Origin of the sequence: uncultured Shewanella sp., assembly GCF_947495455.1 — a bacterium.
Classification (GTDB): Bacteria; Pseudomonadota; Gammaproteobacteria; order Enterobacterales; family Shewanellaceae; genus Shewanella.
Window position 1 is genome coordinate 1 of the sequence record NZ_CANLZC010000087.1, and the last position, 25,748, is coordinate 25,748.

General features: G+C 38.8%; 24 protein-coding genes. 16 read left to right on the forward strand and 8 right to left on the reverse strand.

Annotated features, from left to right (window positions below; translation table 11 throughout):
* On the forward strand, window positions 1-273 hold a 273-nt coding region (locus Q0791_RS18655), incomplete at its 5' end, for a DUF2721 domain-containing protein (protein WP_299009676.1).
* A gap of 114 nt (window positions 274-387) precedes the next feature.
* The gene (locus tag Q0791_RS18660) at window positions 388-798 is read left to right on the forward strand and encodes an ester cyclase (RefSeq protein ID WP_299009735.1); all 411 of its coding nucleotides are present in this window, start codon (window positions 388-390) and stop codon (window positions 796-798) included.
* A 224-nt stretch (window positions 799-1,022) separates the two neighbouring features.
* Here the strand turns inward: Q0791_RS18660 and tyrS are convergent, their stop codons facing one another.
* Window positions 1,023-2,219, reverse strand: coding sequence for a tyrosine--tRNA ligase (gene tyrS, locus Q0791_RS18665; RefSeq protein ID WP_299009679.1), 1,197 nt, complete (start codon window positions 2,217-2,219; stop codon window positions 1,023-1,025).
* Window positions 2,220-2,338: 119 nt separating this feature from the next.
* On the opposite strand from tyrS, the gene Q0791_RS18670 reads away from it, so the two are divergent.
* From Q0791_RS18670 to Q0791_RS18685, 4 genes are all read left to right on the forward strand, one after another.
* On the forward strand, window positions 2,339-3,754 hold the full coding sequence (locus Q0791_RS18670) for a peptidoglycan DD-metalloendopeptidase family protein (RefSeq protein WP_299009681.1): 1,416 nt from the start codon (window positions 2,339-2,341) through the stop codon (window positions 3,752-3,754).
* Between the two features lie 40 nt (window positions 3,755-3,794).
* On the forward strand, window positions 3,795-4,904 hold the full coding sequence (locus tag Q0791_RS18675) for an anhydro-N-acetylmuramic acid kinase (RefSeq protein ID WP_299009683.1): 1,110 nt from the start codon (window positions 3,795-3,797) through the stop codon (window positions 4,902-4,904).
* Window positions 4,905-5,050: 146 nt separating this feature from the next.
* Entirely contained in the window at window positions 5,051-5,431 is a 381-nt protein-coding gene (locus Q0791_RS18680) for a DUF2750 domain-containing protein (protein ID WP_299009686.1), read from the forward strand.
* A 117-nt stretch (window positions 5,432-5,548) separates the two neighbouring features.
* The gene (locus tag Q0791_RS18685) at window positions 5,549-5,977 is read left to right on the forward strand and encodes a hypothetical protein (protein ID WP_299009689.1); all 429 of its coding nucleotides are present in this window, start codon (window positions 5,549-5,551) and stop codon (window positions 5,975-5,977) included.
* Between the two features lie 110 nt (window positions 5,978-6,087).
* On the opposite strand, the gene erpA is transcribed toward Q0791_RS18685, so the two are convergent.
* Entirely contained in the window at window positions 6,088-6,438 is a 351-nt protein-coding gene (erpA, locus tag Q0791_RS18690) for an iron-sulfur cluster insertion protein ErpA (RefSeq protein ID WP_299009691.1), read from the reverse strand.
* Window positions 6,439-6,457: 19 nt separating this feature from the next.
* Entirely contained in the window at window positions 6,458-7,258 is an 801-nt protein-coding gene (locus Q0791_RS18695) for a DUF6776 family protein (RefSeq protein ID WP_299009693.1), read from the reverse strand.
* Between the two features lie 49 nt (window positions 7,259-7,307).
* On the opposite strand from Q0791_RS18695, the gene Q0791_RS18700 reads away from it, so the two are divergent.
* The 8 genes from Q0791_RS18700 (at window position 7,308) to Q0791_RS18735 (ending at window position 17,547) form a co-directional block, all read left to right on the forward strand.
* Window positions 7,308-9,017, forward strand: a complete 1,710-nt coding sequence (locus Q0791_RS18700; protein ID WP_299009696.1) for a chloride channel protein — start codon at window positions 7,308-7,310, stop codon at window positions 9,015-9,017.
* A gap of 154 nt (window positions 9,018-9,171) precedes the next feature.
* Complete coding sequence (locus Q0791_RS18705) at window positions 9,172-9,687, forward strand: hypothetical protein (RefSeq protein WP_299009699.1); 516 nt, start codon at window positions 9,172-9,174, stop codon at window positions 9,685-9,687.
* A 133-nt stretch (window positions 9,688-9,820) separates the two neighbouring features.
* Window positions 9,821-10,978: a hypothetical protein gene (locus Q0791_RS18710; RefSeq protein WP_299009702.1), complete on the forward strand. Its 1,158-nt coding sequence runs from the start codon at window positions 9,821-9,823 to the stop codon at window positions 10,976-10,978.
* Between the two features lie 200 nt (window positions 10,979-11,178).
* Window positions 11,179-12,207: a hypothetical protein gene (locus Q0791_RS18715; protein WP_299009705.1), complete on the forward strand. Its 1,029-nt coding sequence runs from the start codon at window positions 11,179-11,181 to the stop codon at window positions 12,205-12,207.
* Between the two features lie 273 nt (window positions 12,208-12,480).
* Complete coding sequence (locus tag Q0791_RS18720) at window positions 12,481-13,500, forward strand: aspartate carbamoyltransferase (RefSeq protein WP_299009708.1); 1,020 nt, start codon at window positions 12,481-12,483, stop codon at window positions 13,498-13,500.
* Window positions 13,501-13,561: 61 nt separating this feature from the next.
* On the forward strand, window positions 13,562-14,848 hold the full coding sequence (gene hemL, locus Q0791_RS18725) for a glutamate-1-semialdehyde 2,1-aminomutase (protein ID WP_299009711.1): 1,287 nt from the start codon (window positions 13,562-13,564) through the stop codon (window positions 14,846-14,848).
* A gap of 280 nt (window positions 14,849-15,128) precedes the next feature.
* Window positions 15,129-16,376 (forward strand): sodium:proton antiporter NhaD, encoded by a 1,248-nt coding sequence (nhaD, locus tag Q0791_RS18730; protein WP_299009714.1) that lies wholly within the window; start codon window positions 15,129-15,131, stop codon window positions 16,374-16,376.
* 553 nt (window positions 16,377-16,929) lie between these two features.
* Complete coding sequence (locus Q0791_RS18735; RefSeq protein WP_299009716.1) at window positions 16,930-17,547, forward strand: MmcB family DNA repair protein; 618 nt, start codon at window positions 16,930-16,932, stop codon at window positions 17,545-17,547.
* Here Q0791_RS18735 and Q0791_RS18740 read toward each other — a convergent pair.
* The 5 genes from Q0791_RS18740 to Q0791_RS18760 all read right to left on the reverse strand — a co-directional run bounded on the left by Q0791_RS18740 (window position 17,533) and on the right by Q0791_RS18760 (window position 23,579).
* The gene (locus Q0791_RS18740; RefSeq protein ID WP_299009717.1) at window positions 17,533-18,600 is read right to left on the reverse strand and encodes a hypothetical protein; all 1,068 of its coding nucleotides are present in this window, start codon (window positions 18,598-18,600) and stop codon (window positions 17,533-17,535) included. The two genes, Q0791_RS18735 and Q0791_RS18740, sit on opposite strands and share 15 nt — an antisense overlap.
* A complete protein-coding gene (locus Q0791_RS18745) occupies window positions 18,597-19,139 on the reverse strand; it encodes an ImmA/IrrE family metallo-endopeptidase (RefSeq protein WP_299009719.1) in 543 nt (180 codons plus the stop codon). Before Q0791_RS18745 ends, Q0791_RS18740 begins: the two co-directional genes overlap by 4 nt.
* Window positions 19,093-19,746: a hypothetical protein gene (locus tag Q0791_RS18750; RefSeq protein ID WP_299009723.1), complete on the reverse strand. Its 654-nt coding sequence runs from the start codon at window positions 19,744-19,746 to the stop codon at window positions 19,093-19,095. The genes Q0791_RS18745 and Q0791_RS18750 overlap by 47 nt, the downstream gene beginning before the upstream one ends.
* Before the next feature lie 939 nt (window positions 19,747-20,685).
* Complete coding sequence (locus Q0791_RS18755; RefSeq protein WP_299009725.1) at window positions 20,686-21,861, reverse strand: general secretion pathway protein GspB; 1,176 nt, start codon at window positions 21,859-21,861, stop codon at window positions 20,686-20,688.
* Complete coding sequence (locus tag Q0791_RS18760; RefSeq protein ID WP_299009727.1) at window positions 21,861-23,579, reverse strand: AAA family ATPase; 1,719 nt, start codon at window positions 23,577-23,579, stop codon at window positions 21,861-21,863. Before Q0791_RS18760 ends, Q0791_RS18755 begins: the two co-directional genes overlap by 1 nt.
* Window positions 23,580-23,763: 184 nt before the next feature.
* On the opposite strand from Q0791_RS18760, the gene Q0791_RS18765 reads away from it, so the two are divergent.
* Together Q0791_RS18765 and Q0791_RS18770 are read left to right on the forward strand one after the other, a co-directional pair.
* On the forward strand, window positions 23,764-25,005 hold the full coding sequence (locus Q0791_RS18765) for a multifunctional CCA addition/repair protein (protein WP_299009730.1): 1,242 nt from the start codon (window positions 23,764-23,766) through the stop codon (window positions 25,003-25,005).
* Between the two features lie 216 nt (window positions 25,006-25,221).
* Window positions 25,222-25,476 (forward strand): Lpp/OprI family alanine-zipper lipoprotein, encoded by a 255-nt coding sequence (locus Q0791_RS18770; protein ID WP_299009733.1) that lies wholly within the window; start codon window positions 25,222-25,224, stop codon window positions 25,474-25,476.
* Window positions 25,477-25,748 lie beyond the last annotated feature (272 nt).

Consider the following 25,748-nt stretch of genomic DNA (forward strand, 5'->3'; position numbering starts at 1 on the left):
AGCTTATTATGGTTGTTTGGAGTATTTTACCTCAAAACCCTTGATGTGGCTGCTTTATATAAGGGGACACCTAAGGTTTTATGCATGATTTTTATTTATGCAGGATTGAATCATATCGGCTCAATGATTTTTGGCTGTAGCTTATTATTACTTTTGTATTCATTAATACTGTCTGTCATTGAAATTAGAATTTCGGTTGACGCACTTAACATTCATTTAAAAGCACTCGAAAAAAACAACTTTAAGACAAATAAAAATACATCATCAATATAAGCAAGAAACATAAAAATAACAATGAAAACATTTTTCAACAAAAGAATCTTATTGAACATTCTTTTTATCTTACTGACTTTTGTGATCTTATCGGCCAAAGCCAATGATAGTGCTATGCCAGCAGAGCAGGCGATGGCTGTTGACTATATGGATGCCCTCACCCATCAAAAGTTTAAAACATTAAACCGCTATTATAACCGCGATAGTATTTTTTTTGATAAAACAGCCAATCGGAAATATATCGGCAGAGAAAATATCCTTTATTTTTTAAAACGAGTTCAACAAGGTGTGCTCGAATATAAGTTTAATATTGATCATATGTTTAACTCAGGCTCCCTCGTCGTTATGATTGGCAATTACTATTATAAAGGCCCAGGTGATCTTTTTGGCAAGCCAGGTAAAATCATAAACTTAGCAATCCCAAGTGTTACCATGTTAACACTCGATGTAAAAAAACAAAGAATAAAAGAACATCAAGATTTATTAGATTATCAGACCATGTCTGATCAACTTGCCATTCAATAGGTGTTTAAGTATTGCGTTTTTTGTCATCAAAACTAACATATTGAAATTAAATGCGATCAAGCATAATGGTTTAAAAGCGCTGACGTTTAGCTGATTTTAGCGCTAGGCCATGCTATGAAAAAATCCTTATACAAACTCATCTCAACAAAAAACTTTGCTCATTAAGCCTGAATATTGAATAAGGTTTAATGGATATTCCCATTAAACCTTATTCAAACACGCATTTATTTTAAAGAAATTTTTGCAAACTTCCTTTTGCCAACCTGAAAAACACCTGATATTTCAGTAGTGAACTGCAATCGCGTATCTGTGACTTTTTCACTATCCAGTTTAACCGCACCTTGCTTTATCATACGCATTGCATCTGACGTTGAACTCACTAAGCCGGCGTCCTTTAGTACATTCGCAATGCCAATTCCCTCACCGATCACCATCTCAAATTCAGGAATATCATCAGGAATTGCACCTTTTTGAAAACGTTGAATGAAAGCTTGGTGTGCCGCTTCCGCTGACTCCTCGTCATGAAAACGAGCAATAATTTCTTTGGCGAATGCAATTTTCACATCTCGAGGATTCTGTCCTTGTTCAACATTCTGCTTTAATTGCTCGATATCACTTAGGGGACGGAAAGATAACAATTCAAAATAACGCCACATTAGCTCATCACTAATAGACATAATTTTTCCAAACATTTCTTCAGCAGGATCATTAACGCCAATGTAATTATTCGCCGACTTGGACATTTTCTTAACACCATCAAGTCCTTCTAATAATGGCATCATGATAACAGTTTGTGGTTTTTGCCCATCAGATTTTTGTAATTCACGTCCCATTAATAAATTAAACTTTTGATCTGTTCCCCCTAACTCAACATCTGCTTTTAATGCGACTGAGTCATAACCTTGCAAAAGCGGGTACATAAATTCATGAATGGCAATGGATTGACCTGAAGCATAGCGTTTTTTAAAATCATCACGCTCCATCATTCTGGCAACCGTTTGCTGAGAAGCAAGCCTGATCATTCCCGCCGCGCCTAAAGGCTCTAACCAGTCTGAATTAAATTCGATGCGAGTCTTATCGGCATCCAATATTTTATAAACTTGCTCAATATAGGTTTGAGCATTGGCTTTCACTTGCTCACGCGTCAATGCTGGACGAGTACTATTTTTACCACTAGGATCGCCCACCATTCCCGTAAAATCACCAATTAAAAAGATAACTTCGTGACCTAAATCTTGAAAAGTTCTCAACTTATTTAAAATCACTGTATGACCGAGATGAATATCCGGTGCAGTAGGATCACAACCTAGTTTGATTCTTAATGGACGCTCTTCTTTTAACTTTTCCAACAGATCGGCTTCAAGTAAAACTTCTTCAGTACCGCGTTTAATCTCTGCTAATGCATGTGCTATATCAGCCATTTCAGCAATTACTCTAATGATAAATATACTATTGATATATGTTACTTGTTAGCCAGCATAATTGAAAGAGTGTAAACTAAGGGAATAAGCGAGTAGGGATAGAATTAGGTTTAATCTCAATGGGAAAGTTCATTACATTATTTAATTTATTGCCAAGGTTTCACCAAAGAGCCATTGGTGGCTTAACGTGCAGTTTACTCTTTGTCACTATTTTTTTATCGGCAGATGACAAAAAAGATCAAGAAAGAGCCACAAATCAAAGCGAATATGCTTTACTTACGCGTTACCCTGTCGACATTCATAAAAAAAACAACATGATTAGTCATGAGGATCCGATCCAAATAAGCCCTTCACTCACTGACTCAAAGAACAGTGACTCAAACAAGGCATTAATTCCACTTCAGCAAAACACGACACTCACTACAGTAAAACCTACCTTGGTAACACCTAAGTATCATGGCAAAGCGTTTAAAGTGAAAAAAGGCGATACATTAGCCTCACTTTTTAAACGTGCAGGTTTAAGCGCTAAAGATGTGTATGACATCACTTTATTACCAAAGGCTAAAGCCAATCTACTTAAAATTTTACCTGGCGAAGAAATCAGCATTAGTAAAAATGCTGATGGCCAATTTGCTCAATTGCAGTACCACTTAGATCCTATTAATACACTGATCATCAATAGAGATGAAAAAGGATACACTGAAAATATAACGAGTAAAACCATTGAATATAACCAGAGCTTCGCATCTGCAACCATTGAGAGCAACTTTTGGAATGCTGGCATTGATGCTTCACTCACCCCAAATCAAATTATGCAATTAGCCACCTTGTTCGGTTGGGATATTGACTTTGCATTGGATCTTCGTAAAGGAGACAGCTTCTCGATTCTATATGAGAAAAAATTCGCTGAAGGACGCTTTTTAGATAATGGGCATATTCTAGCCGCAGAATTTATCAATCAAGGTGAACGCTATACCGCCATTCGCTATACCGATGGTCAGTATTATTCTGAAACAGGTCGCAGTATGAAAAAAGACTTTTTACGCTCTCCTGTAGACTTCAAATATGTCAGCTCTCGTTTTAATCCAAAGCGCTTACACCCTGTAACAGGTCAAATTAAAGCCCACCGAGGCGTAGATTATGTGGCCGCAATAGGCACCCCGATCAAAGCTGCTGGTAATGGAAGAGTCATTAAAGCTTCCTATAACAAATACAATGGTAATTATGTGTTTATCAAACATAACGATACTTACACCACCAAATATTTACACTTACAAAAGCGCAAGGTAAAGACAGGTCAAGTCGTTAAACAAGGTGATATAATAGGCACACTCGGTGCAACGGGCCGCATCACAGGCCCACATTTACATTATGAATTTATTGTTAATGGCGTACACAGAAACCCAAGAACCATTAATTTACCAAAATCAAAACCCATAGCAGAGCAAGAAAAAGCACAATTTCTATCTCTAAGTAAAGAAGTTATGGCTACACTTGAACAAAATAAACAAGTCCAATTAGCCTATAGAGAATAACCCTATTAACCAAGCATTCCTATAACAGAGTATTGCATAAATGAATAAAAGCTATTTTATCGGCCTTATGTCTGGCACAAGTATGGATGCAATTGATGCCGTACTGGTTAAGTTTCATGGTGATATTCCCACGCTCATTGCGTCATATCAAGAACCTATGCCAGAAAAGGTCTTTAAAGATTTAAATAAACTCTGCTCGCCTGAACATGATGAAATCAATCGACTCGGACAAATCGATCGCACGATGGGCAAACTTTTTGCAAAAGCAGTAAATGCCTTACTCACCTTATCTGGGGTCAAAAAAGAACAAGTCATCGCCATCGGCAGTCACGGACAAACCATTCGACATATGCCGAACCTAAACATGGGTTTTAGCCTTCAGGTGGGCGATCCTAATACTATCGCCTCTGAAACGGGAATCGATGTCATTGCCGACTTTAGAGGAAAAGATATTGCTTTAGGCGGTCAAGGCGCACCACTGGTTCCAGCATTTCATCAATCTGTCTTTTCAAAGCCTAACCAGAAACGGATCATCCTCAATATTGGCGGCATTGCCAATATTACTTTTTTACCCGGTGATGAACATCAAGTGCTAGGTTTTGATACTGGACCGGGTAATACCTTAATGGATGCATGGATCCAACGGGTCAAACAAGAACCTTATGACAAAGCTGGCCATTGGGCTGCAACAGGGACAAGCTGTCCAGAAATGCTCAAACAATTACTGTCTCACCCCTACTTTTCGCTAAGTTCCCCAAAAAGTACGGGAAGAGAATTATTCAGTTATTCATGGCTTGAACAACAGTTAACCAACTATATCCACTTAGAAGAAGCCGATATTCAATCGACTTTACTGGATCTCACCTGCATCAGTATTGCCAGAGATATTCTTGCTTTATCTGAAAACGGTGAACTTTTTGTCTGCGGTGGAGGCGCCTATAATACGCATTTAATACACCGACTCTCACAGCAATTACCCCATTACCAAATCCACACCACCGAAAAACTGGGTATTTCTCCACAATGGGTTGAAAGCATAGCTTTTGCTTGGTTAGCTATGCGTTATGAATATGGGTTACCAGGTAATTTACCCGCAGTAACAGGAGCAAGCCAAGCTGCAGTTTTGGGAGGAAAGTACTGTGCAAAATAGATATCCTCAATAATTGTCCCCCTAAGCCTCTTCTTCATCAGTAAGCGAAGTGTTATGATCGCCATGATATTCCACTCTATTCCAACCGATAATAGCCTTGGCATCTTTGTCTATTTAAGCTTTATCTACAATATGAGAATGTTAACATGAGCACGAATGAAAAAAGCTTAAAACAAGTCACACAATTAACCCCTGAGGCGCGTTATGACTTTTTAGTCAAACAAGTAAAAGATCAGCAAAACCTTTGGACATTACAAGATGTCAATGGCTGTGTTATGCTAACCACCGATGAAGAAGATTGCATTCCAATGTGGCCTTCTGAAGAAGCCGCTGCGCTTTGGGCTGTTGATGATTGGAAAGACTGCCAACCGTTAGCCATACCTTTAAAAGAGTGGATAGAACGTTGGGTTCCCGGCATGCAAGATGATGAATTATATGTTGCCGTGTTTCCAGTTCACGATGATTTAGGTGTCGTCATTCCACCTTTTGAATTAGAAGCGAGATTGTTGCCTAAACAACAGCATTAATCACGAATATTATCTACTCAAAAAACCAATGGGTATTACTCTGATTTTATAAAATTGAGTCAATACCCATCATATCGACTTCCAACAACAGACTTTATGGCGCTATGGATACAATCAATGGCCAAAGACACCAATAAAACAGAAAAACGCCCACCCTTACCTAAACGACTGCTGTTATTGCTCATTTTAATCGCACTACCCACAATAATAGGGTTTCAGTTTCAACAAGGGATATTAATCGCCATTTTACTGCTACTTATCATCCTTGCATCCATAGGAAGACAAAAAGCCGGTTTAATCATGTTACGCTTATACAGCGCCATAGTATTACTCACACTCAGTTGCCTTCCTATACTCCACTTTCAAGGAACCAATATTGGCGCTTTCTTGCCAAACATGCCCTTACTTTCGGGTCACTCACCGCTTTTCTACTTATTGTTATGGATTGGCAGTAGCATAATCGCCATACTCCAAGTTTACTTAGCCTTTAGCCAAAAGGTCAGTGCTTACTTTAAACAACAAATAAACTTAAATATTATCAATTAGGTCTGCTAATAGCATTAAACACAAGTATCGATATTCAGTCATCTTTACATGCCTGAATACCATACTTGCCTAATAACTGAATAGAATGAGGGTGAAGCTTCCTTTGAGGATTACACAGAAAAACTGGCACCACAACCACAAGTGGTCGTCGCATTAGGGTTTTTCACAAAAAAGCGAGAACCTTCTAAACCAGAGGTATAATCCACTTCCCCCCCCATCAAATATTGAAGGCTCATTGGATCAACAACAAGCTTAACACCCTGTTTTTCTACTATAAAATCACCTTCATTCACTTTTTCATCAAAAGTGAAACCATATTGAAAACCAGAGCACCCACCACCGGTCACATAAACACGAAGCTTTAACGCTTCATTCTCTTCTTCATCGAGCAACACTTTTACTTTCGAAGCGGCAGCATCAGTAAAACTAATGGGCAACGTATCTTCTGTTTCTTCTGTCATGACGACCTCATAAAACGGTTTACTGTGTAAGATTATCTAATGCCTGACTACTTTGATCAAGTATTCCATTCACCTCTTTTTCTTCTAGTTGTAATTCTTTCAAGGTATATTCTTTCTCTGTTTCAGATCCCTTAGACCAACGTCCTTTAGGTACATCAACTTTCACTTTGATACGAGATAAAGAAAAATCTTTAGGAAAACTAACAGCGGTTTCTAACACTTGAAAGTAGCGGAATTGGAATTGAAATGGCGTCTTAGATAACTCACTTAAACTGATTGTCTTTGGCTTCCCTTTCGATAAACCAATAAAAGTGATGTTAACGCTTCCTTTTAAAGCTTGTTTTTTATCTTGTAATTGTGTCAGCACTAATTTAATACGATATTGTTCAGGTAATAAACCTTTCAATAATTCAAAACCATTGATCACAACACCATCAGCATTACTTTCAGGCGACATAATACTGCGATAAAAAGCCAACTCTCTTTCTAGTTCTTTTTGTTTAACATGCTGTGCTTCAAACATGGCTTTCATGTCATCATTTGTTTGATGTGCAATACTTAACTCAAGTTTTCTCGCCGCGAGTTGTTGATTTAACACTTGCACTTTTGTGAGTTCACCGCTTACACTTCGTACAGTATCATTCGTCTTCATATTAACTAAAGGCATGATAGCATTAAATGCTATACCACCTAGAATAAAAACAACCACTAATAACAATAGTAAGTTAACTCTAGATGAATAGAATTTTCGTTCCATTGCTTGCAGGCGATCCAGCCAGCGATAATAATTTGACATTAAGCTACAACCTCTCTGTGCCATTTGCACTCATACACTCATTAAATTGAGTCACATAAATCAGGATATATTTGTGCCATTGTCCAACAAAAAACAATCCACTACATGGAATAAGAATGTTAAAACAACTTTAAAAGACACACTTTCACAAGCCAAAGTCAGTGTTCAGCTTTGCTTGCTGGCATTAATTTTTGCTCTTATTGCCTCAACGGTTATTGTCATTTTTCGATCACTACTCGTATGGCTTGACAGTTTCACACAAAACCAGCAATTCAATTTTACGCATCTGATTGGCGACTGGCGAGTATTATTACCCATTTTTGGTGCATTGTTAATTTGGATAATAGCAAAAATGGGCTCTAAACGTTATAAACGAATGGGAATTGCCTATGTATTACACAGGGTTAAGCTTCACTATGGTAAAATACCTCTCGCTTCGGCTCCTGCACAATTTTTTCAAGCACTTTTTGCTCTAGCATCGCAATTTTCTGTAGGCCGAGAAGGGCCAGCCATTCACTTAGGCGCCGTCAGTGCCAGCGTATTAGCCGAGAAACTTAAATTGCCAGATAATAGTGTGCGTATTATGTGTGCTAGCGGCATAGCAGCGGGGATTTCAGCCATCTTTAATGCTCCACTTGCCGCTGTGATTTTTGTACTAGAAGTGATTTTACGAGAATACAAGATCCACTATTTTTTTCCCATCACCATATCCGCCATCTGCGGCGCATTATCGAGTCGGTTGGTATTTGGTAATATTCATGCTTTCGATCAAATCAGTGTGATGAAAATTCCATTATCTCAATACCCAGTGCTTGCTATCTCTGGCTTGATATTAGGCGGTATTGCTGCTCTTTTTAATTTTGCATTGCTCGCATTAACCGAAAAATCTCACAAATGGCCACTCTTACAACGATTAATGATTGCAGGTATACTCACTAGCATCATAGGGTTATTTTTACCACAAGCCATTGGCAGTAACGAACACGCAATCAGTGAGGCCATACAGGCTAATCCCAGCATTTTATTATTAGGCGCCATATTAATCGGCAAAATTTTTGCCACCGTTATCGCTATTGGACTTGGGATCCCTGGTGGATTAATAGGACCACTCTATGGTATTGGTGCCTTGCTTGGAGCAATGATTGCTGTCTTTTTTCAACAATGGTTTCCTTCTATAGCCCCTTTTATTGGCCTTTATGCCATTATAGGCATGACAGCTATGATGGGAGTGTGTTTAAGCGCCCCCTTGGCAGCATTGGTCGCCCTCATTGAACTTAGCGATAATACCGCTATCATTTTACCTTCCATGTTTGTCATCATACCGGCATTTCTTATCTCACATCAATTATTTAAAACAAAATCCATTTTTTTCAAGCAACTTGAGATTATGAAACTGGGCTATAAAGTGACGGCCATTAATTTGGGATTACAAAAGGTGGGTGTCAGAGCCATTATGAACAAAAATTTTACCTTAGTAAAAAATGACAATACTCATTTACTTCAAGCCTTAAATGAACAACTAGGCCAGCCCATTTTGACTTATGACCAACAAAATAATGTTGAAATAGTGGAGCTTAAATTGCACACAAGTCATACTGAAAAAAGATTAATCAAAAGGAAAATAAAGGGGTTACCCGATACTTGTACCTTATGTGAAGTCTATCAATTACTCTCAATACAAAGACAAGGTCATGTCTGTGTTATTGATCAAAGCAACCAAGAAATCGTCGGCGTCATTTCTTGGGAAGACTTACAATCAGAGATAAAAACCGAGCAGATATAAACTGATTAGACCAGTTTCTCACAGCTGCTTGTACTATTTTATATTCTTATCACCATATTCATGAGACTATAGACACTAACAGAAAAATTTTTTTAGTATGATAAATTACAATAGGCTGGATTGAACCTACCGGTCGCATTACTCGGAGTCAAATATGAGCAATACAATCCAACCTTCATCATTTTATATCAATAATTCAACTTATGACAATTCAAGTGATAATCAAATGGAATCGGTTAAATCAAGGTCACAAGATCATGAAACATTGCGAGAACTCAGAGAAGGCGGTGAAAAAGGCCTTCCTAGCAGCATGATGAAGTTATATGAACTCTCTTCACTTTCTGGTGAACAAGCCCAGCAAGCTCAACACATATTAGCCAGTTTAGAGCCAAAGCCAATTAACCTTGATATGAGCAGTAAAAGTATGCTGCAGGCTGTTCAAACCTTAAATCAAACCTGTAATACCGCAAACCAAACGGGTGAAACAAAAGCCGCTCATCTCGCATTAACCCGTACCTTTGGCTCCGATATATCAAAAACGCCTCTTACTGACTTAATTTTAAACAACACACATAAAGACTTAAGTTCAAGTACCAATAGGCTTGATAGCGATAATACTTTTCAGTCTCAAAGTCAGTATTACAGAGATATGCTCACTAAAAATAAATAACCCATTAATACTACTTTTCACTACGGTAAGAGAAACTCAATATTATTGATTATCTCTACATTTTAATAGAAGCGTATTAGCCCTATATTGAACCTATATTGTTAATACCCTTCTTGAAATTTAGGTGATTTCAATGACTCTTATTTCCCCAAGCAAAACAAGCTATCTGCATAATGTCGAAATCCCCCACAATAAAGAAAGTATTAATCAATTTGATTCACTTTTTAGTGAAGAGTATATATCAAAAGAGCAATGTCATCATTTAGGGTTAAACACAAGATTAAATGAGCTTAAGCACTTTGCAAAACAAGGTGAGTACCCCTGTATCGATTTACTATTAACATTAACAAGTCGACGCGATGCAATCGGTCACTTTGCCACTCAAGCATTATTAGAAATAAAAGAAGATACGCAAAAGGGCTCTCATGAAGCAGATATTTTTAACCTTCATTGTGAAAGTTTTTATCAACAATGCCGCTTAAATGAAATTAATCATCGTTCACCACAATTATGTCAATTACCTACTGATATGCTAAAAGTATTAATAGACATAATGCTAACAAGCGGTAATGCAAGTAACCAAGACATATTTAATTTAATTCAAGTATTACAAAAACAATCCAATTTAACGAGTGAACAAACACTGGAAACCAGCCCACTCGCCTCCACTCCAGTTTCAATGACTGAAGAAAAAGGCTTCATCGTTATATCAAACACCGAAAGTCAATCACTCGATGATCTCACCAATAACACTTTAAAAGAAAATGGAAATCATATTATGGATAATACTCACATGAACAAGGAAGATTCTAAACTAAATCCTTATCAACCACTTAATAACGACAATCAAGCTAGCACTGCCCATTTAACGCCTCACTTTCAAAACATAGATCCTCTATCTCAAACCCGTCATGAATTTATTGATTTTCTTCAAACTATCAGAAAAACAACCTACTTCAGCGATAGTGTCATGGAAAAACTCATCCATAAATGGGATGTGAATAATCCTATTTTTATTCCTAAACCTGATATTGAAAGCACCTATTCATCAGCAATATCCATCACTTCTCAGCAGTGGCAATCTCGCCTATCAAGCGCTCATTTGCACGACCCAAGCCTAATCAATACAGCATCAACTTCCAATGATCCCTTTTCTGAAAATGCCATGGTAATCACTCATGATGAGATTAAAATGGATACCGAAATATCATCTAATACACAGACAGAAACAAGGTCATTATCAGAAAAGCTATCGACTTGGTTTGCTTCTTTCTTAAAAAATAACACATAATGATTTAATTAATCATCACCTCTTATAATGTAAATACTAGACTAAAGTTAATTAAAATTACTCGCAAAAGTTTTATTTTTTATCCACCAATAAAACTAGTTAGACCACTTAAAGCCATCTATCATCATATTTGGAAGATAACGACTAAAGCTTTTCATAATATATCAATAATTATTACCCTTTTTTACATTGGAAAAACAATGACTATCCCAACTATCGCATCAGGCAATATTAATACTGTCATGTCAGAAGATTTGAGTCTTCAAAATCAACATGATTCAATCATATCAAAACCTTTTAATGATAATGAAAGCATGCAAAAAGAAGTCGGTGGATTACTAGCATCTTTGCGTGAAAATGCCTTCAACAGTGACAATCATAGTATTAATTTTCTAATAAAAATTGCCAGTAAACCTGAAATTAATTGTGAACCCGATTTAGCAGCTAAAGCTGCCTGTGATATTTTACAAGATTTGCAAAATAAATCAGAAGTAGACAGTCACAGATTTAATACCTTGCAAAATGCAGCTACACAAGCGTACCAAATTGCTAAACAAAACAATACTGAAGAGACGTTACCAAGACCTGTCTTAGAATTAGCGTTAAATGCTGCGTTAGCCAATGAAGATGATGCAACAGTGATTGCTATTCTCGATCTTTTAGCACCAGTAAAACAGCAAAGTATTCCCAATGCCTTAGAGCCAATTGATGTCCGTAACTTATCAGCAGAAGAACTAGATAGAGCTGTAGTCTATGTGCCTACAGAACATGCAGTTTTAAGTCATCAAGAAGCCAAAATATTATACCATGATCAAGTACTAGAAAGTATTCAAACTCTAGAAGGAAAACTTAAACCTGAATCTTGGATTCAAAAAATGGTCGACAAACTCATGAGCAAATGGGAACAAAAAAACCCTGTTGAAAATTTTGAACAAACTCAACCCATAGTCAAGGCCGCTCCTAAAGCCATCGAATATAGCCCATTACAAGCTCAATTGGCTAAACAAAATCCAATTCCACATCAAACTGTTCATGCTGAAAGTCCTCACTTGGAAATGGAATATGACCTCATGGTGGGAGAGCCTAGTATTCCTGTAAAATCAGAATCAAGCTCGAAATCTCAAGAAAAATATTCATATAATCCACTCAACTTAATGGCTGGCGGCGCACGTAACATTGCTAGTGGTGCCAATGCTTTTTGGTCAGCTATAACAGGCAAACAAAGTTAATATTCACTGCTAAGTGAATGCCATTTCACGGGCATTGAGGCCACGATCTCATCGTGGCCTATTTACTCATACAAGCCATCCCCTTGATAAGACCCTCCCTTTATCCAGATTGTCCCATTCAATAAACCCTGTTAACTTTCTGTGCTGTTTCTGGTATCATCGCGCCTCAGCCAAACTCGACTCTACTTTCTTCAACTTTGGGCATTATGTTTCTCTTTAAGTGTTAAAGCACGCAAACGGACAACATAACCCTATAACATTGGAAACAGGCTGATGACTCAGTTTCAAGGATCCCATATCCTCTCAGTAAACCAGCTCGACTTACATGCCATAGACACTATATTTGATGTTGCCAGCCAAATGACCCCTTATGCCTTAAGGCAAAAACGCACACGTGTTCTGGACGGCGCCGTCTTAGGTAATTTATTTTTTGAGCCAAGCACTCGCACCCGTGTGAGCTTCGGTTGCGCCTTTAATTTATTGGGCGGACATGTACGTGAAACCACGGGAATGGCTTCCTCTTCTTTATCAAAAGGCGAATCCTTATACGATACCGCTCGCGTGTTATCCACCTATTCAGATGTCATTGCCATGCGTCATCCCGACCCTTTTTCCGTCCAAGAATTTGCACAGGGCAGCCGCGTACCTGTGATCAATGGCGGAGATGGTACCAATGAGCATCCCACTCAAGCCTTGCTGGACTTATTTACCATTCAAAAAGAACTGGCCTCAGGTGGCAGAGAAATCAATGGGCTACATATCGCCATGGTCGGTGATTTACGCTTTGGCCGTACTGTGCATTCTTTATCGCGTTTATTATGTATGTATCGCAATGTCACGTTTACCCTTGTATCTCCTAAAGAACTCTCAATGCCTGAGACTGTGCTTGCAGATATTGAAAAAGCAGGCCACAGCATACAAGTCACAGATCAACTTGAAGGCCATTTAGACCAAGCCGACATTCTTTATCTGACTCGCATTCAAGAAGAGCGCTTTCCTTCACAGGAAGAAGCCAATAAATACCGAGGTAAATTTCGATTAAATAAAGGCATTTATACTCAGCACTGTAAATCCAATACTGTGATTATGCACCCATTACCCAGAGATTCCCGCGCAGCCGCTAATGAATTAGATAACGATCTGAATAGCCACCCTAATTTGGCCATTTTCAGACAAGCCGATAATGGACTGCTTATTCGCATGGCACTGTTTGCACTCACTCTGGGCGTAGACAAACAACTCAAACAACATGAATGCCCCGTTAATTGGTATTCACGTAAAGCCCATTTTTAACTGGCAGACAATATTCTGTCAGTCACCCCTTTTATTTCATGATTTTTTGTAAGGATGACACATGACACGTTCTGATACGCTTTTTGCTCAAGCAAAGCACAGCATTCCAGGTGGTGTAAATTCCCCTGTTCGCGCATTTAATGGCGTAGGAGGATCCCCTCGTTTTATTGAAAAAGCCGATGGTGCTTATATTTATGATGCTGATGGCAAAGCCTATATTGATTATGTGGGATCTTGGGGCCCGATGATTTTAGGGCATAATCACCCAAGCATTCGCCAAGCCGTTCTTGATGCAGTTGATAATGGCTTATCTTTTGGTGCGCCTACTGAGCTTGAAATACAAATGGCTGAAAAAGTCATTGATATGATGCCCTCTATTGAACAAGTTCGCATGGTGAGCTCCGGAACAGAAGCCACCATGAGCGCCATTCGCTTAGCTCGAGGGTTTACCCATAGAGATAAAATTGTCAAATTTGAAGGCTGCTACCATGGCCATGCCGACTGCCTTTTAGTCAAAGCCGGATCTGGTGCCCTCACCTTAGGCCAACCAAGCTCGCCAGGGGTGCCTGAAGATTTTGCTAAACACACTCTCACCGCCGTGTATAACGATCTCGACTCTGTTAACGCTTTTTTTGAGCAGTATCCCAAAGACATAGCCTGCATTATTTTAGAACCCGTGGCAGGCAATATGAATTGCATTCCACCTGTTGAGGGTTTTTTACAAGGCTTAAGAGCAATATGTGATGAGTACGGTGCCTTATTAGTCATTGATGAAGTCATGACAGGCTTTCGCGTGTCGAAAACCGGTGCTCAAGGATATTATGGCGTAACACCAGATTTAACCACCTTAGGCAAAGTCATTGGCGGCGGCATGCCTGTCGGCGCATTTGGTGGCCGTAAAGAGATCATGCAATATATCGCACCAACAGGCCCTGTCTACCAAGCGGGTACGCTATCAGGTAATCCCATCGCCATGGCAGCCGGACTGGCGCAAATGAAGGCTTTGTGTGAAGAAGGCTTGTATGAAAAGCTCAGTGAAAAAACACTACAAGTGGCACAAGGCTTTAAAACGCTAGCGGATAAACACGGTATTCCCATGACCATTAACTCGGTTGGCGGCATGTTTGGCTTCTTTTTCACCAAAGAGCAAAGCATTACCCGTTTTGAGCAAGTGACTCAATGTAACCTTGAACATTTTCAGGCTTTCTACCATGGCATGCTTGAAGAAGGGATTTATCTGGCTCCGAGCGCCTATGAAGCCAGCTTTTTGTCTATGGCCCATGATGATGAAGCCATTGCAGTCACGTTAGCGGCAGCGGATCGCGTTCTCGCCTCGATGGCCCAATAAAGCATATTGACAATCAAATAGGATAAGCCTTTAAATCTTCTCAAAAACGCTTATCCTATTCATCTTTTATTCATCTTTTATTCATTTTTTATCAACCTTTCACCGCCATTAGCTAACAGTGTTTTAACACTCTGAAAATAAAGTTATTTTTGCTATTTTTTCTTGCCAAGTGTGAGCAGCTATGGTGAGATCCTATCCCAAATTGCCTTAGCATTATCATTGCAATTGAAATCCACTTTTCTTTATCAAAAATGCCATTTATCACTGTTGGAATGCCACCATGCTGTCTTTTTTCTTGATCTCTTTAGCCGTCCTTGCACTGCTTAGTATAATTTTTGAAGAAGTCACTCATATCAATAAAGCCAAAACCACATTATTTTTAGGCTGTATTTCTTGGGTCACCTTATTCATTTGTGCGAAAACTCCGACTCAGCAACACTTAGTGTCTGAGCAACTCAATGACAATTTATTGGAAATTGCCACACTCTGGCTATTTTTAATGTCGACCATGACCTTTGTGGCTTATCTCAATGCCAAAGGCCTTATTCAAGGCTTAGTGCAAAAAATCTTTCCCCAGCAATTATCCGTGCGTTTACTGATGATTTTAGTGGCCCTATTTTCACTGGTGCTCTCTTCATTTTGTGACAATGTGACATCAACTCTGGTCTCCCTAGGGCTGCTGACCACTTTTAAGCTCGAAGCCAAAGTACGCTTACGTATGGCGGTATTGATTATTTTTGCGGTCAACTCGGGAGGAGTGGCCTTGATCACAGGGGATGTCACTACCTTAATGATCTTCTTAGAAGGTCATGTCAAAATCTCTGAATTGCTAATGCTCTCTATTCCATCTATGATAAGTGTCATGCTACTGGCCATTATCTTTTCATTGAAATCAACAGGACAAGTCAATACCACTCCGGTTAAGCATCAATACCAAGCCGTAGATATTATTATCGCCATCATCTTCTTTAGCACTATCTTAGCCACTATGGCCCTAAATGTGCTTTATGCCATTCCACCTGTACTGACTTTTTTAACCGGCCTATCTATCATGTTTTTAATTGGCCATATTTTCCGCAGCAACAAAGAAGAAAGCCGAATCTTAGAATATGTCCGCCAAATCGAATATGACACTCTGCTGTTCTTTTTGGGGATTTTACTCCTTGTGGGCATGCTCAAAGAAATTGGCACTCTTGATTTACTGGCACAAGCCTATACTCAATTTGATCCCAATATCTCCAATTTTATTACCGGCATTGGCTCGGCCTTACTGGATAATGTCCCTTTAACTGCCGCATTATTAAAAGCCGATCCGATTTTAAATACGCCCGAATGGCTGAGTTTAACCTATGCTGTCGGTGTGGGTGGCTCACTCTTGGTCATCGGCTCAGCCGCAGGGATCATTGCCATGACAAAAGTCAAAGAGCTCACCTTTGTCAGTTATTTACGCTACGTCCCCGCCCTACTCCTTTGCTATAGCATAGGTTATAGCCTCACTCTGTATTTGGCGTATCATTTTTATTCTTAAGCCTTTTCCTCTTAAACTTTAGTCACCTCAAGATACAAGTGGCAAAGTTGAGCTCATGAAGTCCCACTCCTATTGTTAATAGGAGTGGGACTTCACTTTTATTATTTTATCAAGTGTTGAATGTATCAGGTATTGATCCAGTGGCTTTGGATAACATAGCTTCAATTGTATCGATTCCTGCCGTAGGCTAAGGTCGTGGATCCCCATCCACACTGGGGTAAAGGGGATCAACAGCAATTCCCTCTTGGATCACCCTACTGCTCCTGCGAAGTTAAGCGCCTCATTATTTATTAAAAGTCATTGCTATCGCCTTAAATTCATCATCCCTGATTCAACTAAGGCTATCTTGGCATCCGAACCTCGCTCACGTAATGACTGATAAAATATTTCGGCAATTTCTATGGTGAGTAAAAGTAAACAATACAGCAGAAAAACCAATATACTGCTTTAATTTTAGTTTGTTAATATTAAATAAAAAGAAGACTTAAGTTTTACTTGCTATAAGCAAATATATAATTAATAATACTGTATATTTATACATAAAAATAAATCAATGACAGAATTAGAAATAAAAATAATCTTAGTAAGACACTTACTGGAAAACTCACATAATTTTGTAATTAGTTCTGAATTTTCCTTTGAATTTGGTAAACGAAGAGCTGACCTAGCCTTATTAGAAACCAACTCATTGACTGCATTTGAAATTAAAAGCTCTCGCGACACAATAAATCGATTAAGTTACCAAATTAACAGTTACAAAAAGTTTTTTGACTTTTGTTTTGTTGTTTGTGAACCAAATAATTTATCCGAAATTAGAGCTGCTTTACCAAAGGATATAGGTATACTGTTAGCTGATGATAAAGGAATTACTCACATTAGAAAATCAAAACTAATCAAACGTCATGACAAATCAGTCATAGCTAACTCACTAAATATTAAAAATCTTTCACGATTATCCAAAAACAAAAAATTAAAATCTAAATATGAATTGTGTAAGCATGTTTCAAAACATTACCCTTTAGAGCTATTAAGGAAACTATCAAGAGAATACTTTAATGAGAAATACTCTGTAACTTCTATACTTTTGAAACAAGAAACCACCAAACATTTAAATTCGGATGATATTTATACTATTACTAAGAAAGCTCCATCACTATTAAAGAAGAAATAATTCCCGTAATTTAATTCTGCTTTTTATGTAATAACTCATTCTAACTGAAATCCAAAATGATGGACTTATTCCTGAAGGTTTTCCATCTGCTGCAAACTTAATTTCCTGATCAGCCCACACTCCCAATGGTTTATATGACTTTTCATCTAAAATAGTACTGCTAGCACATTTAATATAGCTACCATTATTTCTTCTATACCTCTTATAGCTGAATGAATTACCATCTAATGAAGCAATATCAATACGAGGTACAAATGTTCCACCTTTCATTTCAATCTGCTCAGTATTAATAGATGCATAATCTCCATATTTAATTGGAAATTCTTCACTTATACCTTGATAAATTTGTTCTTCACTAATACAAAAGCTTCCACAAATATCTTCGCCGCCTTCTTTAGCCACATTTGATGGAAAACTTGTACATAACATAACCACATCTTCAATTTTGCTATTAAATTTCGTAATACCTGCACAGGCATCTAAGAAGGTATCAACTACATCAACAGGGTTTTTATCTCTAATAAAGCCACCATCCAGCAAAACATAAAGCTTACATTCAACACAAAGACTAGTTATTATTGGTTCTAAATAATATTCGACTTCTTTATCTGACAAATCAAATGGTAACCTTACCGCAAGAAAATTTTTTTTTGAAGAAGCTATTTTTACAAACTCCTTAACATCAAAAAATTCACCATTATTATCTTCATATAAATGAATCATTGGTATAATATTCAATTCACTATGTAAATCAAATAAAAAATACTGCCATTCTTTAAAACCATTATGCTCTGATAAAAGCTGCTCAATTTGTGGATTGCTATATTTGCTATCAGTACTTAAATCAAGAATAAAAGGACGCCCATTTTGAATAGTTGCAATTTGATTCATACGGCGATATATGTCGCCATCAGGTGCTACTTTAGTCTTCCTCGATTTTGTTAGTTCATAAATAGGAAGGATTTTTGAAAAATCATCAGAATCAATATTCTTAAAACACCTTAATTCTGCATCTCGTGTTTTAATAATAGGAAAATATACAAAATCACTCATAAGTTATGTCCATCATATCCCAAAACTTTAGCTCTAATTCGAACAGCATGCGATGATACTTGAAAATGCATAGCGATATCCTCTACTTTAGAAGAGTTATTTTTGACATAATTTGAAAAAGATCGTTCAGGCATTAATAAAGCTGCTGCAAAATTATTAGCTTCAGTTTCCATCCAATTACGATCGCCATTTCTAAAAAATGTTGTATCTTGAAAGCTATCACAATTAGCAGCATGTCTTATTCGATGAGCTATCTCATGTGCTATAGTGAAACGTTGGCGATGAGGATGATGTAATGAGTTCACAGTCATTATCCAATTTCCTGTTTTTCTCTCTTTCTTCAAAGAACCTGATTCCTCTCCTTTCATCGGTTCATGCCTTACAACAATACCTAGAATACTTGCTAATGCAGTGACATTAACAGGGTTTGTCTCTAACCCTTTTTCTTCCGCAAGTTCTATTAAACTTTCAGGCGTAGATAATTCTTCAAATTCAGCGGTTGATTGAAGCTTTATTGTAGATTTCCTGACAAACGCCATCTAAATCTCCCCTAATGATTAATTGATTATCTTTACCTTCATTTTCAGAAGTATCTAGTTCTGCAACTCGATTAGAAATTATTTTAACTTGCTGACGTAACGTTGAGTTATCATTCTCTAATATATTAAGCCTATCTAATGATTCATCAATCTCTTTCGCTGAAGTATCAAAATCTTTTTGAGCTTGTTTAAATGTATTTTTACTTGCCTTAGAAACCTTCTCTTCAACAAGAAGGTGAAATGCTTTGCTATCAATATGATTTTTTGTAATATGATCAACTTTCTCATCAGAGGTATTTTTTATATATACAACCGAAATACCTACAATTAAACCATTTATTGCGATCAAAAAGATTATTATTGTTTGATAAAAACTTGTCTGGAATGACCACAAGTCTTTTAAACTGATTAAAGTCCCACTTTTTACAAGCTCACCAACCAAGTGAGAAGTAAAAGGATCATCAATTCCATTCACATTTGCAACTGTTACTGCATCTGCGTAACCAGCATAAGTAAGTAATGAAGGAGATGGAAGATAAACAACAAGAGATAGCAACAAAATACAAAAAATTAAACAAGTTATAACGCTCACAAAAAAAATTTTCATGGTATTCATATTAGATCGGTAATCTGCTGTTGTAAGCTGCTATACATCAAGGCAATCTTGAAAAGTAATCATAATAAATTTCTTCTAATATAAAATATTTCAACTTCCAATAAACTCATCTTATTCTGGTAATTATCCTACAATAATACCTTTCACTATAATATCGCCCATTATTACTAATAGTATTTTAAAACCATTGATCTAGCTCACAAGTTTCATTAATACCTCTTCTAAATAACAAAAGGCTAATTCGAAGAAACACTCTGCTTTATTGCTTTTGCTTTGAGAGTCCCATCGGAGTGGCTGAAGTTCGTTTGAATAAATGGCGTAAAACAGATATGGATATCTGTTTAATTTTCGGGCTATAGGGATGTAGCATCGGAAATGTTAGCTATTTCTTCAAGACAGAACAAAGCAGCAAACTTATGCATATCACTCCGTCGGACGTTATGGTAGTTGTTAGAGGGCGAAGGCCATAATAATGGCCGCTTTAAGCGACAAATACGGATGTTTGGCTGGCCTTTGGATAGGGATATCCCTAGGACGAGCAGTCCTCCTAATCCCTGTGTGAGTGAGCACTCACGACTTTAGCCTGCCGCAGGCAATTTACGAATGCAACTCACGACCTTCATTAAACTAAGCGGCTTTCCATTAAGCGAAGCTTAGTCCTCAACTTAAAGGCTAAACTTAAGCGCCCACCCACTATCCTTGCTTTAACACACAGTGTAGATGCAACAGTATGCCTTCGACTTCAAGGAAGAAGTCGTAGAGCGCCCACGGACGGGTTTACAGCGTGCTACTGGGGCATCGACACATAAGCCTGCCGCAGGCAATTTAAGGGCTCAACTTAAGAGCCAGTCCACAATGTGAATGCCGAACCAAGACCTCAGCCCGCTGCAAGCGATCCCGTTAAAATACGGATAGGTATTTCTTCCCCCCCTAAGCTGCTGGTACAGAGAATTTATTCCCCGAAACCTCAAGCACCACATCTTGCGGCCGTATTTCAATAATTTTCAACTTGCCTTGGATCATATCACCTTGCTGTAATTCCATGCCATCGACATTGAGCCAACGCTTCTCAGCATTAGTGGAATACACATGACCATTGATATTAAACTCTGGCACTTGCCGCTGAACTGCTGCAGGTAATTGCCCATATTTAGGCACATTGTCAAATTCAGCGGATCTCTGATCCGAAGTTTGTGGATCGGCCTCTTGTGCGTGCTTTCTTTCAACTTGCCTTAACTCTTTTTGAAGCTGAGCAATCAGTAATGCGTTATCTTGATTATCAGTTGTGTTCACAGCCTTAGATGGTACGCTGTTAGCTTGTGCTTGATAAGATCCCGTTACTTGTGATGGCTTAGCTTTAGGTTGAGCAGGCACCTGAGCGGACTTTTCTTGCAGGCCCACCTCAGATGCGGCTTTCGCCACTTCTTTTTTTAACGCCGCTAATCTGTCTTGGCCTTTTTGATTGCTGTTAGCCCCAAGAATAATAGGTTCTTGCGCTGAAACCTCACTTTTAGCCGCAATTGTCAGAGGCGTTTCTGAAACAGGCACAGGCAAGTTTTCTACCTGCTTTGAAAGCTGTCTGTCTGCAACATTATCAGTTTGCAGTAAAGTCGCGACTCTCGTCGCAGGCTGAACCTGTGAAAGCGGCTGTGCCTGAGGCACAGGTAAGGTCGCCTTTCCCACAAAGGTGACGGGCGCCATGGCGACATTTGTCGATTGGCTCACGTCAGTAACAAGGCGGTTGTTTTCTTGATTATTTTCAATAGGTAATGACGTGTTATTAGACACACTCACTTCATCATTCTCGGCAATAGCAAGCTTTGAAGTTTCCATAGATAAAGAAGTGTTATTAGGCAGACTCACTTCATCATTTACTACGATAGCAAGCTTTGATGGCGCGGAAGTTCCCATAAATTCATTCACAGCTTGCACCATAACCCATGCAAGCACAACAGATAAGGCTATCATCAAAACGAAAAGCATGACTTTTTTCCCTAAAGGTGAGCGAGGTGGCTTGGCATACAAATCCAACCTTGGGGTGAGTAGAGGATCACTATGCGCTTCTTGCTGCTTTGAACGGGTCACCGCATCGAATAAAATTGACATTAGTAATGTCCCCCTTGATTACCCACTGCTTTATCACCTAACCTGGGACCATGAGTGCTTAAATACAAATTCAACTGAGATAAGGTTTGGCTACCGGCAATGCCGTCCGCTTTTAATCCATGTTGCCGCTGAAACGTTTTCAGCTCCTCTTTTAAGCCCTTATCAAAAGCACTCACGAGACGTGGTGGACGATCTAACACTAAAGCTAAGCTATTTTCTAGCCATTGTAATTGGTTTACTGAGGCTCTCTCATCAATCACTAAGGGAGCGGAAGCCGCCTCAGCAAAAACTTCATAGGTGCCCGAAAAATGTTGATTAAACCATTTTTTACTGACCCACAATTGCTGTTCATTTAATTGCAATAACACTTGTTCGCTATCAAATGCAAGCAAAGTGGCATAAAACAATTCGTCATTTTCATCCATAAGATAAACAATGGCAGGATAATTAAGTTTTAACAGTTGGAATAAATCGCCTTGTAATTGAAAACACGCTAACCCTTGCAGGCTCGCCGCTTGGCATCCCGTCAGGCCTATGTAAGGGGTTTTCTGCCAAGCCCCTAATAAACTGGCATAAGCCGGTGCAATAGTGCGACTCTGCGCTATCGCCGATGTTAACATTGAAGAGGCTTTATTTATCTTAGCCTCAGCAAGCGTCTCTTTGTTAACATTCTGCAGCTTTTTAGCACTTTGCTGCGAGAGCCTATTCTCAGGATCGGGTTGATTTACAGCCTCATGGGTTAAAATTGGCAACTCAACTGGGCTTGCCTTAACTTGCTGCTGTGATAGATGAACTTGCTGTTGAGGAAGATTAATGCTGTCATTCATATAAAACCAATAAAACACCACAGAAAAGACACTGACCGATGCCAATCCCGCCACCCAAGGGAAGAAACCCGTTTTTTTCTTTTCCGCTTCGCCAGACACCTCAAAATAAGCCGATTTCACCATTTTTGCATCAATCATGCTGCGACTGTGGGCAAAACCCGCCATTAAGGCACGTTCCGCAATCAGATTAATGAGCCTAGGAATACCACCACTGTATTGATGCAGCGCTTTAATGGCGCCTCGATTAAACAGCAATTGTTGTCTGCCTGCCACTTGTAATCGATGTAACACATAAAAGCCCACTTCTTCTAATGTTAACGGCAATAAATGATAACGGGCAGTGATCCTTTGAGCCAATTGCCTCAGTTCTTGCCGTCTAAGCAATTGTTGTAGTTCAGGCTGACCAATGAGGATCACTTGCAATAGCTTCTTAGTATCGGTTTCTAAATTCGTTAATAAGCGTAACTGCTCTAGCACTTCGGGGCGTAAATGTTGCGCCTCATCAATGATTAATACCGTGTTACGCTCGGCTTGGTGGTTTTTTAATAAAAAGCCACTGATTAAATCCGTTAGTTGTTTGATACTGGGATTATCCGTATACACGATACTGAGCTCATCACACAAAGTCGCTAATAGCTCCTGCTCCGTCAATGACGGATTGAGAATAAATGCAGTATCCGTATTAGCGGGCAATTGATTGAGTAAACTGCGTGAAACCGTTGTCTTTCCCGTGCCCACTTCACCCGTTAACAGTACAAATCCCCCCGTTTCACCTAATCCATAAGTCAAATGGGCTAGCGCTTCTCTGTGTCTACCACTGAGAAACAAATAATGGGGGTTAGGCGCGATCGAAAAAGGGTTATCGCTGAGTCCATAAAAAGCCTTGTACATAACGTGCAAAAATCCTCAATAAAAAGTCCTGTTCAAGGTAAAGCCAAGTGATATTTTTGTCAAAATTAACTTGCCCGTACAGCTCTCGTTATTCGCAAAAAGCAACAAGATTAGCGACATCCTTTAACCCCACACTGTGTCATGGTAAGCTGATTATTATTTCTTGTTATATAAATCCATTATTGTGAAAAGATACCTTGTTGGCGGCGCCGTCAGAGACACATTGTTAGGCCTTCCCGTTAAAGACAAAGATTATGTGGTTGTCGGCTCAACCCCAGAAGAAATGCAACGTTTAGGCTATAAACAAGTCGGTAAAGATTTTCCTGTGTTTTTACACCCTAAAACCCAACAAGAATATGCCTTAGCCCGCACAGAGAAGAAAATCGCTTCTGGCTATGGTGGATTCCATTGTGATGCAGCATCAAATGTGACACTGGAACAAGATTTATTACGTCGAGATCTCACCATTAATGCCATCGCTCAAGATGATTCTGGTACATTAATTGATCCCTATGGTGGCGTCGAAGACTTAACTAACAAACTGCTTAGACACGTCTCACCCGCTTTCGTAGAAGATCCACTGCGAGTTTTACGGGTTGCTCGATTTGCCGCACGCTATCACTTACAAGGCTTTCGCATTGCCGATGAAACCTTAGCCTTAATGACTAAACTCAGTCTCAGTGAAGAGCTGGCCACATTAACACCCGAGCGTGTTTATCAAGAATTGAATAATGCATTATCAACCCATTCACCTCATATTTTTATTGCGGTTCTAAGACAATGCCAAGCCCTTAAAGTATTGTTTCCTGAAATTGATGCACTCTTTGGTGTGCCGCAACCCGAAAAGTGGCATCCAGAAATTGATACCGGGCACCATACACTCATGGTTTTAGAGCAAGCAAGTCTGCTTAGTCAAGATAATGAGGTTCGATTTGCCGCCTTGGTACATGATCTTGGAAAAGCATTAAGTCCAAAAGCCCATTGGCCTAAACATCATGGCCATGGGCAAAAAGGCCTGCCGCTTATTCAAGCCCTGTGCAACAGACTGAGAGTGCCCAAACGTTATTTAGACTTAGCTTTATTAGTGAGCGATCAACATCAAAATATTCATAATATTAGCGAGCTTCGCGCTGAAACCTTGCTTAAAATTTTTAATAAAGGCGATTTTTGGCGCAAACCCGAACGCGTCACTCAACTCGCACTCGTTTGTGAGGCTGATGCAAAAGGAAGAGCCGGCTTTGAACAGACCCATTACCCTCAATCCCAATATTTACAATACTGCTACCAGTCTGCCCTTTCTGTTTCAGTTCAGCCTATTATTGAGTCTGGGTTCAAAGGCGCGTCAATTAAACAACAACTTGATATCGAAAGAGTCAAAGCGATTAAAGAAGCAAAACACAGATTGAACAAAAAATTTAATAATTAATAGCAAACATTCATGATTTATTAAGCCTATGTATGGCAAGGTAACGGCGAGTTATATTTCCGCTCACTAAGCTTGCAATTATAGTGATATTGTCTAAGGTATAGAGTACCTAGCGAAAAGGCATAGCAAATTTGTTTTGCCATGCCATAATTAAACTTGTTGCAGCTATGTTTCATAACTGTTCAATTTAAATTAACTGACTGAAGGGATTTCCCAATGAACAAAAAAGTACTGATGATAGCTGGTGTTGCTATGACTGTAATGCTCGGTGGTTGCGCCTCAACGGGTGATATGGAGAAGCTAAGCAATAAAGTCGATCAACTATCAGCGCAAGTGAATGCAATGTCATCTGATCAAGCAAAAATGGCTGCCGACATGAGAGACACTAAAGCCGCGGCAATGAATGCAGAAGCTGAAGCCAAACGTGCCAATGATCGTATCGACAATATCGCTTCGTCTTACAGCAAGTAAGCAGTAAGCTATCAGTATTGGCAACATCAACAGCAATGTGATGTTGCCTATTTCCCGCCTCTCTTTCCCCGTTGTTCACCTTTATTTCTATCGAGCTAAACTCTGCCGCTAAATACCGCTATTTTTGCCTCTCTAAATTGTTCTTTCTAATCATAACAGACTATTAAACACTCGCATTGAAATCAAAAATGCCGGTATTTAACCTGAACTCGGGATAATGAGTGTCAAAAATGTGAGGTAACCCATTTAATATTAAAAAATTGAATAAAATT